Source organism: Mycobacterium sp. (assembly GCF_047975165.1).
GTDB lineage: Bacteria > Actinomycetota > Actinomycetes > Mycobacteriales > Mycobacteriaceae > Mycobacterium.
Genome location: NZ_JBKECZ010000045.1, coordinates 1 through 18,347, shown reverse-complemented (window position 1 = coordinate 18,347; position 18,347 = coordinate 1). Strand labels below are relative to the sequence as shown.

Sequence of the window (18,347 nt, the reverse complement as noted above, 5' to 3'; positions counted from 1 at the left end):
AAGGTCAGGCAAGGTCCTCGACCGAGGCAGATTCATTGCGAGACAAGTTGATTCCCAAGTTGGCCGCAGCCCGCTCAAGATCGTCGTCCTCGCCTTCGCGCAGTTCGATAGCCGCACCGTCGGAGGACAGCACCTCGACGTTGAGACACAGGGACTGCAATTCCTTGAGCAACACCTTGAACGACTCCGGGATGCCCGGCTCGGGGATGTTCTCACCCTTGACGATCGCCTCGTACACCTTGACCCGTCCGATGGTGTCGTCGGACTTGATGGTCAACAGCTCCTGCAGCGTGTAGGCCGCCCCGTAGGCCTGCATGGCCCAGCACTCCATCTCACCGAACCGCTGGCCGCCGAACTGCGCCTTACCGCCCAGCGGCTGCTGGGTGATCATCGAGTACGGGCCGGTGGACCGAGCGTGAATCTTGTCGTCCACCAAGTGATGCAGCTTCATGACGTACATGTAGCCGACCGTCACCGGATACGGGAATGGTTCTCCGCTGCGTCCGTCCAGGAGCTTCGCCTTGCCGTCGGAGTCGACCATCACCTCGCCGTCGCGGTTGGGCAGCGTGGCCGACAACAGGCCCTGCAGCTCCTCTTCCTTGGCGCCGTCGAAGACCGGCGTCGACACGATCTGATCGGGTGCGGCGTGCCGCAACTCCTCGGGCAGGTTGGCGGCCCAGTCCGGCGTACCGTCGATGTTCCAGCCGGCCTTGGCCACCCAGCCGAGGTGGGTCTCCAGGATCTGGCCGATGTTCATCCGTCGCGGCACACCGTGGGTGTTGAGGATGATGTCGACCGGAGTGCCGTCCGGCAGGAACGGCATGTCCTCGGCTGGCAGGATCTTGCCGATCACACCCTTGTTCCCGTGCCGGCCGGCCAGCTTGTCGCCGTCGGAGATCTTGCGCTTTTGGGCAACGTAGACCCGGACCAGCTCGTTGACGCCCGCGGGCAATTCGTCATCGTCCTCGCGGGAGAACACCCGGATACCGATCACCTTGCCGGACTCACCGTGTGGCACTTTCAGCGACGTGTCGCGGACCTCGCGCGCCTTTTCGCCGAAGATCGCCCGCAGCAGCCGTTCCTCCGGGGTCAGCTCGGTCTCGCCCTTTGGGGTGACCTTGCCGACCAGGATGTCGCCGTCGCGCACCTCGGCGCCGATCCGCACGATGCCCCGCTCATCGAGGTCCGCCAGCACGTCGTCGGAGACGTTCGGGATATCGCGGGTGATCTCCTCGGCGCCCAGCTTGGTGTCCCGGGCGTCGATCTCGTGTTCCTCGATGTGGATCGAGGTCAGCACGTCCTCTTCGACGAGGCGGCTGGACAGGATGATGGCGTCCTCATAGTTGTGGCCCTCCCACGGCATCACGGCGACCAGCAGATTCTTACCGAGGGCCATCTCACCGTTCTCGGTGCACGGGCCGTCGGCGATGACCTGGCCGGCTTCCACCCGCTCGCCGGCGTCCACGATCGGCGACTGGTTGGCACAGGTTCCGTGGTTCGAACGCGCGAACTTGCGCAGCCGGTAGGTGCGCCGAGTGCCGACGTCGTGCATCACGGTGATGTAGTCGGCCGACACCTCCTCGATGACGCCCGCCTGCTCGGCGACGACGACGTCGCCGGCGTCGATCGCGGCCCGCAATTCCATTCCGGTGCCAACCAGCGGCGCCTCGCTACGCACCAGCGGGACCGCCTGGCGCTGCATGTTCGCACCCATCAGGGCGCGGTTGGCGTCGTCGTGCTCGAGGAACGGAATCATCGCGGTGGCCACCGACACCATCTGGCGCGGCGAGACGTCCATGTAGTCCACCTCGGATGACGGCACGTACTCGACTTCGCCCGCCTTCCTGCGGACCAGCACGCGCGGCTCGACGAATCGGCCGTTGCCCTCGATCGGCGAGTTGGCCTGCGCCACGACGTGGCGGTCCTCCTCGTCCGCGGTGAGGTAGTGGATCTCGTCGGAGACGACCCCGTCCACCACCTTGCGATAGGGCGTCTCGATGAATCCGAACGGGTTGACCCTCGCGTACACCGACAACGAGCCGATCAGGCCGATGTTGGGGCCCTCAGGGGTCTCGATCGGGCACATCCGGCCATAGTGCGACGGGTGCACATCGCGAACCTCCAGCCCGGCGCGCTCACGCGACAGGCCACCGGGTCCCAGCGCGGACAACCGCCGCTTGTGCGTCAAACCGGAAAGCGGGTTGTTCTGGTCCATGAACTGCGAGAGCTGGCTGGTGCCGAAGAACTCCTTGATCGCGGCAACGACCGGCCGGATGTTGATCAGGGTCTGCGGCGTGATCGCCTCGACGTCCTGGGTGGTCATCCGCTCGCGGACGACCCGTTCCATGCGCGACATGCCGATCCGGATCTGGTTCTGGATCAGCTCACCCACCGTGCGCAACCGGCGGTTCCCGAAGTGGTCGATGTCGTCGGTCTCCACCGGAACCTCGGTGCCGCCCGGAGCGGTCATCGTGGCCTGGCCATCGTGGAGCCGGACCAGGTACTCGATGGTGGCTACCACGTCTTCCTCGGTCAGCGTGGAGCTCGTGATCGGCTCACCGGTGTGCAGACCGAGCTTCTTGTTGATCTTGTAGCGGCCGACGCGAGCCAGGTCGTAGCGCTTCTCCTTGAAGAACAGGTTCTCCAGCAGGGTCTGCGCAGATTCCTTGGTCGGCGGTTCGCCCGGACGCAACTTGCGGTAGATGTCCAGCAGCGCCTCGTCGGGGCCGGCGGTGTTGTCCTTCTCCAGCGTGCCCATCATGGTTTCGGAGAACCCGAATCGCTCGCGGATCTGCTCCGAGGTCCATCCGAGCGCCTTGAGCAATACGGTCACCGGCTGGCGGCGCTTGCGGTCGATGCGCACGCCGACGGTGTCGCGCTTGTCGACGTCGAATTCCAGCCAGGCGCCACGGCTGGGGATCACCTTGACGCTGTGCAACATCTTCTCGGTGGACTTGTCGATGCTCTCGTCGAAGTACACACCCGGCGACCGAACAAGCTGGCTGACCACCACACGTTCGGTGCCGTTGATGATGAACGTGCCCTTTTCGGTCATCATCGGGAAATCGCCCATGAACACCGTCTGGCTCTTGATCTCGCCGGTGTTGTTGTTGATGAACTCGGCGGTGACGAACAGCGGAGCCGCGTACGTCATGTCCTTGTCTTTGCACTCGTCGACCGGGGCCTTGACCTCGTCAAAACGAGGGTCGGAGAAGGACAGCGACATCGATCCGGAAAAGTCCTCGATCGGCGACAGTTCGTCGAGGACTTCTTCGAGGCCACCCTTGGGGTTGATCTCGCCTCGCGCGCGCGCCCGATCAGTCCATTCGGGCGAACCGACCAGCCATTCGAAGGAATTGGTCTGCACATCGAGCAAACCAGGTACCTCGAGAGGTTCGCGGAGCTTGGCAAAAGAAACCCGGTTGGGCGCTCCGGGCACCGAGCTGTTCGAAGAACTTTGCGGTCGATTTGTGTTGCTTTGGCGGAAATCAGCCAAGATGCGTCCTTCCAACACCTGTGCGACTTACAGGATCCCGGTGTGAGCAGTGCTAGCCGGTGCCCACTCAAGCCTGTTCGCCGCGGATATTTTTGTCGGGTCGGCTGACAGACGAACTGTCCGGGTCTCACGCACGCGACCAAATGGCTGAGCCTTGGAGGGGCTCAGGCCAAGACCACGGTGTCAAGTGGCGGGTGAGGTGGGCAGGAAGCAGCCAGCGCAACGTCCAACGATAGCGCAGGCCCGCGCATTCCTCAAATGCCCACGACAAGCAGCCCTACCGGGCAACTGTGCCGGCACTGAGCGGCTGGCCGGCGCCCGACGCTTCCCGCGCACGCATACTGTCCAACAGATTGACCCGTTTGCCGCCGTCCGTCAAGAGTGGCCCCGGCAAGTTGTGGGAATCCGCCGCTGCGACACCGTGCGGGGCGATGCGCGCGTACTGGATCGCAGGAAGGGGTGACAGCACCCGGCCGGGGCGGACAGACTTCGTCACGCGCGCCCCGGGTCAGGCTGAGTCAGGCAGGGATGACCCCTGTGAACGGGTGGCCAAGGACCAGGGGTCGACCGGTGGGCAGTAGCCAGCGGCGAGCCGTGGGCAGCCAGCCGCCGACAGCCGGCCGCCGACAGCCGACAGCCGACGGTCCTGCGTCGCCGGGACCGATCAGAACTCGTGAGTCCGCAGCTTGTGAGTGCCCTCGAGATCGTCGAGGATCGCGGTCTGGGCCGCCGGCGGCAGGGTGTGCAGGATGGCGCGCACCCGGGCCTGACGCCGACCGACCGCCTTGCGCTCGGGCATACCCGGCGTCGCGCTGATCTGCGGGGGCACGCCCTCGATCTCTTCGACACCGCCATCGGTCTGGCCAGCATCGAGCGCGGCCTGCTCGGCGGCCGCGGTCGCCTCGTCCTTCTCCTCCGACATACCGATCGGGCCGATACGCCGACCGTTGAGGAACTGCTTGACGGCGGGTTCCTCGCTGGTGAGCAGCACCTCACGCGGCCCGAACATCACCAGGTGCTTGCGGTAGAGCATCCCGATGTTGTCGGGCACCGTACGCACGATGTTGATGTTGTGCGTCACGATGAGGATGGTCGCGTCGATCTGCGCGTTGATGTCGATGAGCAGCTGGCTCAGGTAGGCGGTACGAACCGGGTCCAGACCCGAGTCGGGCTCGTCGACGAGGATGATCTTGGGGTCGAGCACCAGCGCTCGGGCCAAGCCGGCACGCTTGCGCATACCGCCGGAGATCTCACCGGGGAACTTGTGCCCGTCGTTGGGCATACCCACCATGGTCAGCTTCTCCATGACGATGTCACGGATTTCGCTCTCTTTTTTCTTGGTGTGCTCGCGCAACGGGAACGCCGTGTTGTCGTAGATGTTCATCGAACCGAACAACGCACCGTCCTGGAACAGCACGCCGAACAGGGTGCGGATCTCGTAGAGCTCCTTGGCCGAACACTGGATGATGTCGGTGCCGTCGATGACGATCGAACCCGTCTCCGGACGCAACAACCCGATCAGCGACTTCAGGAACACCGACTTGCCCGTACCCGACGGGCCGAGCATGACGCTGACCTCGCCCTCCGGGATGGTCAGAGAGACATCTTCCCAAATCGTCGAAGACCCGAAGGACTTCGTAAGATTGCTGACCTCGATCGCGACACCCATGGAAAGCCCTTCCGTTTGCGCATGCTGCCACCACGAATAGCCCTGTGGTTTGAATCACTGTAGCGCACGGATGCGGTGTGGCATCAGGGCCCGGGCGATAATTCTCCAGCGGGCCCGGATCACCCTCGGATCACCGATGCCTCAGGCTGTCGGCGCCCAGTTGCCATGAAAGCCCATCGGCACCCGCTGCGGCAGATGTACCGTCGCCACCGACTCCAGGGTTTGCGCATCCAGCAGCAGCAACTGGCCTTCGTCCCGACCGCGGTGGTAGCCGTAACCCATCAGAATGCCATCGTCTTCCGCGGCATCCCGATCGCCGACCACCGGGTTGGGGACGAACGCCATCTCGCCGATGACGAGTTCGGAGTCGAGCGCGGCCACCTCGCAGGAACCGGTCGAGTAATCGTGCTTGTAGAGCGCCGAGGACATGGGAGCCGTCGCAGCCGGTCGCGTTCCGGAGCCGCCCACGAACCCGCCCCCCACACCGACGGCATAGCCGAACCGGTGCTGGGAGCCCAGCAGGGTTTCGTTGATCCGCGGGAACTCCTGCGGTCGGTCGTCGCGACGCTCGGTGGAAATCGCTCCTGTCGCCAGGTTGATCGTCCAGCGGTCCAGCACGGGCAGGCTTTCACCCGGACCTCGACGATCGTGGTCGAACATGCGGTCGTAGCGCACCACGTCGAGTATCAGCACCTCGGCGCCGTCCGTCTCGCTGACTTCGGAGTAGGCGTTGAGCGGGTGGAAGACATAGCAGGGTTCGATGTCGAACCAGCGAACGTCGGCACTGGAGCCCTCCCGCGGCAACACGCCGATCCGTGCCGGATAGTCCGGGTCCCAGGCGTAGGGCATGCGGTCGATGGGTTTCGGATTGCGGTTGGCCAACGCAGCGATGGGACTGGGCATCGGCACCCGTCCGACGAACGGCTGCAGCACCCGCTGGAGGGGGGTACCCAGCCATCTCGGAGTGTTCGGCGGCAGGAGCTGGCCCAGGTCGAAGGTGACCGGCAGGTCGTAGATCACGACGTACTTGTCGGTGAGCGAGAAGTCGTGCATCATCGGGGACCCCGAAACCGGGATATCGACGGTCCGGCGCGCGTGGCCGTTGACGTCGATCACCGAGTACTGCACCGTTCGCCCGCGTGCGAACGAGTACGACACCGCGTGCAATTCACCGGTCCGTGGGTCGCGGTGCGGGTGGGCGGTGTAGCCGCCCGGCAGCGTGCCGTCGAAGTCGCAGGTTCCCACGGTGTCGAGTTCGTCGGTGAGTTCGTAGTTGGCTACGCCGCCCTCGACAAGTGCCAGTGTTCGCCCGCCATGGGCCAGCACACTGGTGTTGGCCCCCAGCGCCAGCATGCCCGCGCGCGGGTCCAGCCGCGCGGGCGCGGTTTCGCCGAGTGCGCGACACACCGGCAGGCTGCGCACCCAGCGGTTGCGGTACCACCGGGCCCGTCCGCCTTCCAGCGCGACCCCGTGCACCATCCCGTCGCCGCTGAACCAGTGATAGGTAGCCGGGTTCGGCTCGGTGACGGGGTTGGGCCCGTTGCGCAGATAGCGCCCGTCGAGATGCTCCGGGAGGTGCCCGGTAACCGGCAGGTCCGTCGCGGTCACTTCGAGGCTTACCGGGGCCAGGAAATCTTCTAGGTAGGGATTCGCGGACTCGGCCGTTCGAGGTGCGGCTGGTGCAGTGGCTCGGGTTGCGGACATCGCCAATCTCCTATAACTATGTTATTTCGACGTTATCAAAACGGTACGCCGCCGATCGGAATATGGCAATAATATTTCCCAAGATGACTCCCAAGACAGCTCCCAAGACGGCCCCCGGGACAGCCCAGCCGATCGAGCGCAGTGTTCGCGCCGAGATGCTGCACGCCGCGGTCGCGCTGTTGCGCGAGCATGGGCCCGACGAATTGCAGACCCGCAAGGTAGCCGCGGCCGCCGGCACCTCGACGATGGCGGTATACACCCATTTCGGCGGGATGGCGGGCCTGATCACCGCGGTCGCCGAGGAGGGGTTCGCACAGTTCGACACCGCGCTGTCGGTACACGAGACTTCCGATCCGGTCGCCGACCTGCTGGCGATCGGTGTCGCCTACCGCCGGTTCGCGATCCAACGCCCACACGTCTACCGGCTGATGTTCGGCAGTACCAGCGCACACGGCATCAACGCGCCCGCCGGCAACGTGCTGACGCTGCCACTGACCGAGATCTACAACTGCATTCCCAGCTTCGCGCACCTGGTTCGCGCCGTGCACCGCTCGATGCTCGCGGGCCGGATCGGCACCGACGCGGATGCCGCAGCGGACAACGAGGTCGTGGCCAAAGCCGCCCAGTTCTGGGCGTGCATCCACGGCTTCGTCATGCTCGAACTGGCCGGCTTCTACGGCGACGACGACTCCGCCGCCCCACCGGTACTGACCGCGATGACGACAAACCTCCTGGTCGCCCTGGGTGATTCACCCGACCGGGTGCACCGGTCGTGGCATTCGGCGCGCGGCTGAGCCCCCGGCACGCGGCCGTCGGCCGCCGCCCCCTGCCCACGCCCGGAAACGCATCGACCCCCGGTCCCCCGGCCCCGGGGGTCCGGGGGCCGGGGGCCGGGGGCCGGGGGCCGGGGGCCGCGGGCCGATGCGCTGTTGGGGTACTAGACGGTGACGGTGGCGCCGGCGGCTTCGAGCTTGGCCTTGGCCTCGTCGGCAGCCTCCTTGGCGACCTTCTCCAGCAGCGGCTTGGGCGCGCCGTCCACCAGGTCCTTGGCCTCCTTGAGGCCCAGACCGGCAACGACCTCACGGACGACCTTGATGACGCCGATCTTCTTCTCACCGGCGGCCTCGAGGATGACGTCGAACTCCGACTGCTCTTCGGCAGCCTCGGCCGCCGCGCCGCCACCGGCCGCGCCGGCAGCAGCCACCGCAACCGGGGCGGCCGCGGTGACCTCGAAGGTCTCCTCGAACTTCTTGACGAAGTCGGAGAGCTCCAACAGCGTCATTTCCTTGAACGCGTCGAGCAACTCGTCGCTGGACATCTTTGCCATGGGTGTGGGTCCTTCCTGGATATTTCTGGTTTGTCGACGTTTGCGGTGCTATCAGGCTTCGGCGGTTGCCTCCGCGGGTGCTTCGGCGGGCGCTTCAGCGGGTGCCGGTTCGGCAGCCGGGGCCGCCGCGTCCTTCTTCTCCTGTAGGGCTGCCAGCAGTCGGGCCATTTGCGACGCGGGCGCGTTGAACAATCCGGCGGCCTTGGCGAGGTTGCCCTTCATCGCCCCGGCCAGTTTTGCCAGCAGCACCTCGCGGGATTCCAGGTCGGCGATCCGCTCGACCTCGGAGACGGTCAGCGGGTGACCGTCCATGTAGCCGCCCTTGATGACCAGCGCCTTGTGCTCCTTGGCGAATGCCTTGAGCGCCTTGGCGGCATCGACCGCCTCGCCGGTGACGAACGCGATCGCCGTCGGGCCGGCGAACAGGTCGTCGAGCCCCTCGATGCCGGCCTCGGCGGCCGCCCGCTTGACGAGGGTGTTCTTGGCCACCGCATAGCTCGCCGACGCACCCAGCGACCGGCGCAGCTCGGCCATATTGGCCACCGTCAGCCCCCGATATTCGGTGATGACGGTCGCGTCCGAACTCTTGAAGCGCTCGGCGATGTCGGCAACGGCGGCGGCCTTGTCAGCCCTGGCCATGCATGCCTCCTGTAGTCGAAGTCCGGTGGGCCACCTCTGAGCGTCGGTGCACGCCGGTGCAATCGGACGGGTCCCGGGAACAGCGAACGCCCCGGCGCAGGATGCGGCCGGGGCGTGGATCTGCGCCGACGTGCGCCGGCGAAGTGCCTCGTCCTCCTGCGTGGGCCGCCGGGATGCTCCCGGACCTTCAACCGATAACTCGGTGACCGACGGTCTTCGGTGGATCGCCACACACCATAGCGCGCCGGCCCGGGTCGGCCAAAACCGCCCAGCGGCTTCCTGACCATTACACCTAGGCCATTACGCCTAGGCCATTACACCTAGGCCATCCCAGCGAGCCGAGCCGCACCGATCAGGCCGGCCTCGCCGCCCAGGTCGGCCGGCACCACCCGCATTCCGGCCAGGAAGTCCAGGCCCGCGTAGCGGGCCACCTCCGCCCGCAGCGGATCGAACAGCAGCCCGCCGGAATTGGCCACTCCCCCGCCGATGACCACCAGATCGAGGTCGCACACCGCGCCCACCGAAGCGATCATGGCCGCCAGCGCCCGGGCGCCCCGGCCGAACGCCGCCAACGCCGACGGATCGCCGGCCGCGGCCGCCGCCGCCAGTACTTTCGCGTCTGCCTCCGGCGGCGCAGACCAGCCGTTCTGCCGCGCCCAGCGGACCATCGACGGACCCGAGGCAACGGTCTCCACGCAGCCGCGCCCACCGCAGGGGCATTCCGGGCCACCCGGGTCCACCACCACATGGCCGACGTGGCCGGCATTGCCGGTGCGGCCGTCGCAGGGGACACCGTCGAGCACCAGGCCGCCGCCCACGCCGGTGGACACCACCATGCCCAGCATGAAACCGGTGCCACGCCCGGCACCCAGCCAGTGCTCGCCGACCGCCATCGCCACGCCGTCGCCGGCCAGCCGGACCGGCACCCCGGGCACCATCGCGGCCACCCGGTCGGCCAGCGCAAATCCTCGCCAGGACGCGATGTTGAGCGGGCTGACCGTACCGGCGGTCACGTCGATCGGTCCGGCCGACGCAATGCCCACCCCCGCGACGGCGCCACCTGCTGCGTGCAGCGCGTCGGCGACCATCCCGGCGACCGCATCCCACACCTGTTCGGCGCCGCCGCCGGGCGGGGTGGGGCACCGGGCGTTGTAGACGAGCACATCCGCCGGATCCGTGGCCGCGCGGTCGGCCAGTGCCGCCGCGATCTTGGTGCCGCCGATATCAAGGCAGAGGGTCGGCATCCCCGGTGCCGATCTCACCTGACCCGCACCTCCACTGCGGGCGAATAGATCAGGTGCCCGGCACAGCCGATCCGGATCAGCGCCCACCACCGCCCCGCTTCCTGCCACGCCGGCGGTGCCACCTCGAAGTGCAGCTCGACGACGCCGCCAGCCGGAAGAGCGGCCCCCTGGGCCGCCGGGCCGATCCACTCCCAGGTCCCCCAGGGGCTGATCACGTGTGCTTCCAGCGCCAGGTCCGCGGCGGCACGGCTGCCGATCGTCACGGTCAGGCGGGTGGCCTGTCCCGCCTGCAGCTCGATACCGGCCGGGCCGTCGGCAAGGTAGACCGGCACACCGTCGTCGGTTCCGACCGTCACCACGGCCACGTCTTCGACGACCTGCCGCCAGGCCGCGGGCAACTCGCCGTCCGCCACATCGGCGACCCGCAGCTGGGCGCGCACCGGATACCTTCCCTGCGGGGCGCCGGCCGGGATGGTCACGGCGACGTCGCGTTCCAGGTGCTCGCCGATACCCAGCTTGCACGGCAATTCGGCCGGGTCGGCCGCCCAGCCTTCCGGGCATACCAACTCGACCATGCCACTTAGGACGGAATCGGTGCAGGCGCTGGCCGCACTGAGGCGGAAGACGATGTCGCCACCGGCCTCGGCGCGCACCCGGTGAGGGTGCAGGTTCGCAACGGCAGGCAGCCCACCCATCGGAGCGGGGCCACGGTTATGCAGCCAGTAGCGCGCGTAGAGCGGCTGGGCCGCCTCGCAGTGCGGGGCCAGCTCTGCCGGCGGCAACGGCAGCCGGGCGAGGTCGAGGTCGGCCAGCACCGTGGCCACCTCGCAGCCGTGCACGTCGATGGTTCGTTCGTGCCGTTGCGGCTCTTCCAGCAGATTCGCCCGCGCCCGCACCCGCAGTTCGCCCAGATCCGAAGCGACCACCACCGGAGTCGCCGAACCGGTCGACTCGACCAGCCGCAGCATCACCTCCGCCGGCGAGACGGGAGCCGCGCGCCCGGATGCCAACGGGTTGCCGCCGGGTTTGAGTGCGCCGAGCTGAACGGAGTCCGCGGGCTCGATCCGCAGCAGAGAGCCTGTCGGCGGCAGGGCCCCGTACCGCTCCCGCGGGGATACCGCGAGCAGGGGATTGGAGAACTGCGCGCTTCGGGCAGGCAACCCGGCGTGCCGCCAGTCGCCCCTGCCGCAGACCAGTGCATAGTCGAAATCGTGTGTCCAGCACTGCAATTGGACTCCTGTGCCGTCCGGGGCGGTGCGGCGGGGTTCGTCGATCCAGATGCCTGACGGCCAGCCCGTGCAGGAGCGCATCAGTGCGGTGTGCAGGGTGCCCTCGGCATCGACCGCGAAGCTCGGCACCCCGCGGTTGAGCAGGGCGACCGTGTAGTCCTCGAAGGCACCCTCCGGTGCCTGCGCCGGTGCCGGCGCAGGGGTCCGCTGGTCCACGACGATCTCGGCGTCATCGAGGTCACCGACCACGGAGGCGATCGCGGCTGCCAGGCTTTCCTCGTCGCGGCCGTCGATCACCAGTACCGGCAGGGCCCGCGGGTCGCGCAGGTCGGCGCCGGGCTGCCAGACCGCCGTCAACTCCGTCGCCGCCGGCACCCATACTCGCGCCGTGCCGGACTCGGCCAGCTGGCGGTCGAGTTCGGCGGTGAATTCCGGACCGGCTTGCGCCAGCACCGACTTGGTGAACGCGTTGCGGACGGGCCCGCCCAGGGCGATGCGCACGTCGGGCAGGTTGGAGTCGACGTCGAGATGGCCGTAGCGGGGACGGTCGTCGGCGCTGCAGGTGCCCGTGACACCGGCACGGACCAACGCGGCCATCAGCTCACGTGCTTCCCCGGCGCGCAGGCCGGACACCGTCGTCTCCGCCGGCACGACGACCTCCGCCACCGAGATCGCCCGTCGATGACCGCCGACCCGGACCCGGGCCGCCGACGACAGGCCGAACCAGCCGTTCGCCGCGTTGTCGAGTGTCCAGAGGTGCTCGGCAGTGTCCACCGAGCGGTCCCCGTCGTGCAACAGTGCGAATCCGCGCCCCACTACGGCGTCACCGACCTCGCTGACCGGCAGGGCACCGGGCACCGGACACGGCCAGCGCAGCCGTAGTAGCCGGTCCCCGCCGGCAAAGTCATCGATGGTGGTGTGACAGTCCAACCGATCGATGTGGTTCCACAGCGTCAACGTCTGGGTGTATCGCAGCAGGGTGCCGACGGCGCCCCGCACGACGAGTCGTTCCCCGAGCGGACCCCGGTAGGCCCGCACGGTCGCGGGCGCCTCCGATGAACACACCACCGGCCCCTTGGGCAGCAGGTGCCACGGCCCCTCGTTCTGAGTCGGATGGGAGGGATGTTCGTCGTAGACGGCGAGTTCGTTGCCCACCCGGCCGCGGGCAATCAGTTCGCGGCCCTGGTGAACCAGCGATTCGACTCCGCCGCCGCGCTGCGGGTCGACGCTCAGCCGGCAGTAGTCGTTGCCGATCCGCAAGCCGGCGACCGGCTTCCAGCTCTGCGTCGATCCCCCGCGCACCAGCCGGTAGGCCCGCCAGCCCAGTGAGGGCACGTCCCGGGCCAGCCAGGTCACCGATCTGCCGTCGGGTTCGACATGTGCGGGCACCTCGGCACCATCGGAGTCCAGCACCTGCACCCCTGTCCCCACTGCTGCCCCTGCCCCTGGCCCGGCCCCCGCCCCGGCCCCGTGCGGGGGGTCCAGCCGGGCGGTGACGATGTCGCTGCGCGGCTGTGCCACCGGATTCCACACCACCACCGAATCGCGCCCACCCGCCGCCGCCGACGACAGCAGCTGCAGCGAATTGTCCCGCGCCGTGCGACCCAGCTCCCACGCATCGCGCCACCCGGTCAGCAGGTCGAAGTAGACCTGGTCGGATTCCGAACCGGTGATCGCGTCGTGGTGGGCGCCGTAGAGCAGCTGCACCCACGCCTTGGTGAGCGCCGCCTGCGGATACTGCGCACCCGTGAGCGCCGCGGCGAAGACGGCGAAGCGCTCGGCGTGCAGCACGGCGGTCTCGGCGGCCCGGTTGGCCAGCTTGGTGTCTATGTAGGACACATGCGTGCCGGTGTAGATCGGATTCATGTCGCGCGTTTGCGGCGAGGCGACCGTGCCGCGCTCGGCCAGCTCCGCCCGCACCGCCGCGAAGAACTCCCGGGGCAGGCCGCACACGAATCGCGGCCAGGTATAGCGAGCCGCCCAATCGCGATGGATCTCGGTGACCCACCTGTTGGGCGGGGTGAAGTCGGTGCCGATCGGCAGCAGCACATTTCGGGTCAGTGCGACCTTCTTGAGCTGTTCGAACAACTCGTACGTCGCATCTTGCGCCTCGGCCAGCGTCGCCGACGAGTCCATCCACCAGCCTGCCGAATAGTGCGCCGGCATGTAGTGCGTCAGCAGGCCGCGCCCCGACGGAGAGATCCACTCGAACTCGCTGGCGAACTGCATGCGGTCAACCCCGCCGTTGTCGGGGCCGCCCTGAGCCGGGCCCCACTGGTGGTGCGGCCCGCGAGCCCAGGAACTCGAGCTCAGTCCGGCGTCGGCGACCATGCCGGGAAACTGCGGGTCATGGCCGAACACGTCGAGTTGCCACGCCGTTGCCGGATCCGCGCCCATCACGTCGCGTTGGAACCCCATTCCGTGCACCAGATTCCGGATGGTCGTCTCGGGGCCGGTGAGGTTGGTGCTGGGTTCGTTATAGGTGCCGCCCATCACCTCGATGCGGCCGTCGGCAAGGAACCGTCGCAGGTCCGCACGGTCCTCGGGGCGGGTGTCCCAATAGGGCTTGAGGTAGTCGACTTCGGCCAGTACGAACTTGTAGTCCGGGTCGCGGCGCACCATCTCCAGGTGCTCGTGGACCAGCTCGAATCCGTTGGTCTGACGGCACTTGCCCGGCGGGTCCTCACGCCACTCGCTGGTGTAGGCGCGCTGGGTGTTCCACCAAACCGGGTCGTAGTGGAAATGGCTGACCAGGTACATCGTCCAGCCGGGCTCGGCGACGACGAACTCGAAGGCCGGCCCCGGCGAATCATCGCTACCCGATTCGCCCGGCTGCACCGTGGCTCGGCGCTGCTGGCCGGTCACCGGAAGGTCGACAACGACCGGAACCTCCAGAACCTCCTGGCCCGGCTCGGCAAGCGCCTCCCCCCGGAGACCTTCGCCGGTTACCCGCACCCGGGTCGATTCGGTACACCCCGCAAGGGCTACCCGGACCAGCTGCAGCGGCTCGTCGGGCGGGCCCACGAACAACTCGGTCGACTCCGCCGAAATCAGCTCCATCACCAAACCCTACGGCCAGCCCCGCCGCCCCGGCCTTCCCGGCCGCCAACCGCACCATCCCAGCCCCGCCGGCCCCGCCAGCCCCCGCCCCGGCCGCCCAGCCCCGCCGGCCCCGCCGGCCCCGCCGGCCGCCGGTCTCCCCGGCCCCGGCCGCACTACCCCCGCCGAACGTGTACCTACTGCGGAAATTGGGCCGACTTTCCGCAGAAGTTACCCGTTCGGCGCTCCTTCGCCGCGCGTGAGGGCGGTCACGCAAAAAGGGAGTTGACGACCCCGATTTGGCACACTGCTGAAATGAGTCCCACCAAGCACCGCGAGGTGGCCAAGCTCGACCGGGTGCCGTTGCCTGTCGAGGCGGCACGGGTCGCCGTCACCGGTTGGCAGGTCACCCGCACCGCCGCCCGTGCGGTCACCAATCTGCCGGGCAAGGGGCCGTGGCAGCAGAAAATCATCCGGGAAATCCCCCGGACCTTCGCCGACCTGGGTCCGACCTACGTGAAGTTCGGACAGATCGTCGCGTCCAGCCCCGGGGCCTTCGGAGAGTCGCTTTCGCGTGAATTCCGCGGTCTGCTCGACCGGGTCCCCCCCGCGGACACCGCCAGGGTGCACCGGCTGTTCGTCGAGGAACTCGGCGAACAGCCGCAGCAGCTGTTCGCCACCTTCGACGAGGAGCCGTTCGCGTCAGCCTCGATCGCCCAGGTGCACTACGCAACGCTGAAGACCGGCGAGGAAGTCGTGGTCAAGATCCAGCGACCGGGTATCCGCCGCCGGGTCGCCGCCGATTTACAGATCCTGCAGCGCTTCGCCCAGGCCGTCGAGCTGGCCAAGCTGGGGCGCCGGCTCTCCGCGCAGGACGTGGTTGCCGACTTCGCCGCCAACCTGGCCGAAGAACTGGACTTCCGGCTGGAGGCGCAGTCCATGGACGCCTGGGTCTCCCACATGCATGCGTCACCGCTGGGCAAGAACATCCGGGTGCCGCAGGTGCACTGGAACTTCACCAGCGAGCGGGTACTGACCATGGAGCGGGTACACGGCATCCGCATCGACGACGTCCCGGCCGTCCGCAAAGCCGGCTTCGACGGCACCGAATTGGTCAAGGCGCTGTTGTTCAGCGTGTTCGAGGGCGGGCTGCGGCACGGTCTATTCCACGGCGACCTGCATGCGGGCAACCTCTCCGTCGACGATCAGGGCCGCATCGTGTTCTTCGACTTCGGGATCATGGGCCGCATCGATCCGCGCACCCGCTGGCTCCTGCGCGAACTCGTCTACGCATTGCTGGTCAAGAAGGATCATGCAGCCGCTGGCAAGATCGTCGTGCTCATGGGCGCGGTCGGGACCATGCGACCCGAAGCGCAGGCGGCCAAGGACCTGGAGAAATTCGCCACCCCGTTGACGATGCAGTCGCTGGGGGACATGTCCTACGCCGACATCGGCCGCCAGCTGTCCGCACTGGCGGACGCCTACGACGTCAAGCTGCCACGCGAACTGGTGCTGATAGGCAAACAGTTCCTCTACGTCGAGCGGTACATGAAACTCCTGGCCCCGAAGTGGCAGATGATGTCCGACCCGCAGCTGACCGGCTATTTCGCCAACTTCATGGTCGAGATCAGCCGTGAGCACCAATCGGACACCGAGGCGTAGGCAACGTGGACGTCCGCAGCGGTACCGCGCCATCCGGTGACCTCAGGTTGTACTACGAGGACATGGGTGACCCGGGCGATCCACCGGTGCTGCTCATCATGGGTCTGGGCGCCCAGCTGCTGCTGTGGCGGACCGACTTCTGCGAACAGCTCGCCGGCAACGGCCTGCGCGTCATCCGCTACGACAATCGCGACGTCGGGCTGTCCAGCAAGACCGCACCGCACCCCGCGCCGGGACCGCTCATCCCGCGGCTGGTCCGGTCCTGGCTCGGCCTGCCCAGCCCGGCCGCCTACCGGCTTGAAGACATGGCCGACGACGCGGCAGCGATATTGGACCACCTCGGCATCGACCGCGCCCATATCGTCGGCGCGTCGATGGGCGGCATGATCGCGCAGATCTTTGCCGCCCGCTTCGCCGAACGCACCAAATCGCTGGCGATCATCTTCTCCAGCAACAATCACCGTTTCCTGCCCCCGCCCGCACCCCGCGCACTGCTCGCGATCATCAAGGGTCCCCCGCCGACTTCCCCGCGCGAGACGATCATCGACAACGCGATCCGCGTCAACACGATCATCGGCAGCCCGGCGTACCCGACACCCGAGGACCAACTGCGGGCCGATGCCGCCGAGAGTTATGACCGGAACTTCGATCCGTGGGGCATCGCCCGGCAATTCAGCGCGATCCTGGCCAGCGGTAGCCTGCGACACTACGACCGGCGGATAACGGCGCCGACCGTGGTCATTCACGGCGGCGCGGACAAGCTGATGCGACCCTTCGGGGGCCGGGCAATCGCGAAGGCGATACGCGGCGCCCGCTGGGTAGTGGTCGACGGCATGGGCCACAACCTGCCCGCACAGGTGTGGGATCGCGTGATCGGCGAGCTGACGACCACTTTCGCCGCCAGCAGCACCCAGGTCTGATGGCCAGGCCGACCGGATCGGCCCCAACCTCCGCAGGGAGTTCCGATCCGGGTCGAGCCGTGTCCGCCCAGGGCCCAAGACCGTTCGAGTCCGCTCGCGCCAACACGAATTGGTACGACGCCTACCTTTACGGCAAAATGGCCGGAAGTAATTGTCCGATGTGCGATCACCCGGGAGATATCAACAGACGTGGCTAAATCAACTGGTCCGACCACGCCTCGAGCAAGCTTCGACAACGTTCAGGCGCACTACGACGTCTCCGACGACTTCTTCGCATTGTTCCAGGATTCCACCCGGACCTACAGCTGCGCCTACTTCGAGCCCCCGGAGCTGACGCTCGACGAAGCGCAGATCGCCAAGATAGACCTCAACCTCGATCAGCTGGATCTCAAGCCCGGTATGACACTGCTCGACATCGGCTGCGGGTGGGGCACCACCATGAAGCGCGCCGTCCAGAAATACGATGTCAACGTCGTCGGCCTCACCCTGTCCAACAACCAGTACGCCGAGTCCCGCGCGACGCTGGACTCGCTGGAGACCGACCGCTCGCGCCGGGTGCTCCTGCAGGGCTGGGAAGACTTCAACGAACCGGTCGACCGCATCGTCTCCATAGAGGCCTTCGAGCACTTCGGGCACGAAAACTACGACGACTTCTTCAAAAGGTGTTTCGACATCCTGCCGCAGGACGGCCGGATGACCGTTCAGAGCAGCGTCAGCTTCCACCCCTACGACATGGCCTCACGCGGCAAACAACTCACCTTCGAGACCGCGCGCTTCATCAAGTTCATGTACACCGAGATATTCCCGGGTGGCCGGCTGCCATCGACCGACATGATGGTCGAGCGCGGCAGAAGCGCCGGATTCGTTGTGCCCGAACCAGTCTCCCTGCGAACTCACTACGTCAAGACGCTGCGGATCTGGGGCGACGCACTGGAGTCCAACCGCGAAAAGGCCATCGCGGTGACATCGCAGGAGGTCTACGACCGCTACATGAAGTATCTCCGCGGCTGCGAGCACTACTTCGACGACGAAATGATCGACTGCAGCCTGGTGACCTACCTCAAGCCGGACGCAGCCGCCCAAGGCGCGTGAGTCGGCAACACGTTGGGCTGCGGGGCACAGCAGTTGAGTTCATCCTGCGCCCAGGGCGCTGATCGTCGGCGTGTCGCCGCCAAGGACGCAGAGTCAACGCCACTGCCCAGCCCCCTGGCCGTTCACTCTGCGCCCAGGGCGCTGATCGTCGGCGTGTCGCCGCCAAGGACGCAGGGTCAGTGGGCAGGGCTCGCGTCCAAGAGTGGTGCTACCGGTGGTGGTTCACCGGCGCCGCGGGCGCCGGCTCACTCCCCCTCGCGGCCTGATTCTCGGCTACGTTCACCGGCGCCGCGGGCGCCGGCTCACTCCCCCTCGCGGCCTGATTC

Annotated in this window: 11 protein-coding genes; 4 read left to right on the top strand and 7 right to left on the bottom strand. The window is 67.4% G+C overall.

Features of this window, described 5'->3' with window-relative positions; genetic code table 11:
• Positions 1 to 4: 4 nt before the first annotated feature.
• From ACK5M9_RS04555 to ACK5M9_RS04545, 3 genes are all read right to left on the bottom strand, one after another.
• A complete protein-coding gene (locus ACK5M9_RS04555) occupies positions 5 to 3,496 on the bottom strand; it encodes a DNA-directed RNA polymerase subunit beta (RefSeq protein WP_416892003.1) in 3,492 nt (1,163 codons plus the stop codon).
• 664 nt (positions 3,497 to 4,160) lie between these two features.
• Positions 4,161 to 5,165: an ABC transporter ATP-binding protein gene (locus tag ACK5M9_RS04550; protein WP_416892002.1), complete on the bottom strand. Its 1,005-nt coding sequence runs from the start codon at positions 5,163 to 5,165 to the stop codon at positions 4,161 to 4,163.
• Positions 5,166 to 5,306: 141 nt separating this feature from the next.
• The gene (locus ACK5M9_RS04545) at positions 5,307 to 6,869 is read right to left on the bottom strand and encodes a carotenoid oxygenase family protein (protein WP_416892001.1); all 1,563 of its coding nucleotides are present in this window, start codon (positions 6,867 to 6,869) and stop codon (positions 5,307 to 5,309) included.
• Positions 6,870 to 6,952: 83 nt separating this feature from the next.
• Between ACK5M9_RS04545 and ACK5M9_RS04540 the strand changes: the two genes are divergently transcribed.
• The gene (locus ACK5M9_RS04540) at positions 6,953 to 7,663 is read left to right on the top strand and encodes a TetR/AcrR family transcriptional regulator (protein ID WP_416892000.1); all 711 of its coding nucleotides are present in this window, start codon (positions 6,953 to 6,955) and stop codon (positions 7,661 to 7,663) included.
• A 143-nt stretch (positions 7,664 to 7,806) separates the two neighbouring features.
• On the opposite strand, the gene rplL is transcribed toward ACK5M9_RS04540, so the two are convergent.
• The 4 genes from rplL to ACK5M9_RS04520 form a co-directional block, all read right to left on the bottom strand.
• Positions 7,807 to 8,196, bottom strand: coding sequence for a 50S ribosomal protein L7/L12 (rplL, locus tag ACK5M9_RS04535; RefSeq protein ID WP_416891999.1), 390 nt, complete (start codon positions 8,194 to 8,196; stop codon positions 7,807 to 7,809).
• 51 nt (positions 8,197 to 8,247) lie between these two features.
• Positions 8,248 to 8,835 (bottom strand): 50S ribosomal protein L10, encoded by a 588-nt coding sequence (rplJ, locus tag ACK5M9_RS04530; protein WP_416891998.1) that lies wholly within the window; start codon positions 8,833 to 8,835, stop codon positions 8,248 to 8,250.
• A 320-nt stretch (positions 8,836 to 9,155) separates the two neighbouring features.
• Positions 9,156 to 10,079: an ROK family protein gene (locus tag ACK5M9_RS04525; protein ID WP_416892012.1), complete on the bottom strand. Its 924-nt coding sequence runs from the start codon at positions 10,077 to 10,079 to the stop codon at positions 9,156 to 9,158.
• 14 nt (positions 10,080 to 10,093) lie between these two features.
• Positions 10,094 to 14,368: an NEW3 domain-containing protein gene (locus ACK5M9_RS04520; RefSeq protein WP_416891997.1), complete on the bottom strand. Its 4,275-nt coding sequence runs from the start codon at positions 14,366 to 14,368 to the stop codon at positions 10,094 to 10,096.
• 294 nt (positions 14,369 to 14,662) lie between these two features.
• Between ACK5M9_RS04520 and ACK5M9_RS04515 the strand changes: the two genes are divergently transcribed.
• From ACK5M9_RS04515 to ACK5M9_RS04505, 3 genes are all read left to right on the top strand, one after another.
• Positions 14,663 to 16,009: an ABC1 kinase family protein gene (locus tag ACK5M9_RS04515; RefSeq protein ID WP_416891996.1), complete on the top strand. Its 1,347-nt coding sequence runs from the start codon at positions 14,663 to 14,665 to the stop codon at positions 16,007 to 16,009.
• Positions 16,010 to 16,014: 5 nt separating this feature from the next.
• Positions 16,015 to 16,929 carry an alpha/beta fold hydrolase gene (locus tag ACK5M9_RS04510; protein ID WP_416891995.1) on the top strand — a complete coding sequence of 305 codons (915 nt, stop codon included), beginning with the start codon at positions 16,015 to 16,017 and terminating at the stop codon, positions 16,927 to 16,929.
• A 189-nt stretch (positions 16,930 to 17,118) separates the two neighbouring features.
• The gene (locus ACK5M9_RS04505; protein ID WP_416891994.1) at positions 17,119 to 18,021 is read left to right on the top strand and encodes a cyclopropane mycolic acid synthase family methyltransferase; all 903 of its coding nucleotides are present in this window, start codon (positions 17,119 to 17,121) and stop codon (positions 18,019 to 18,021) included.
• Positions 18,022 to 18,347 lie beyond the last annotated feature (326 nt).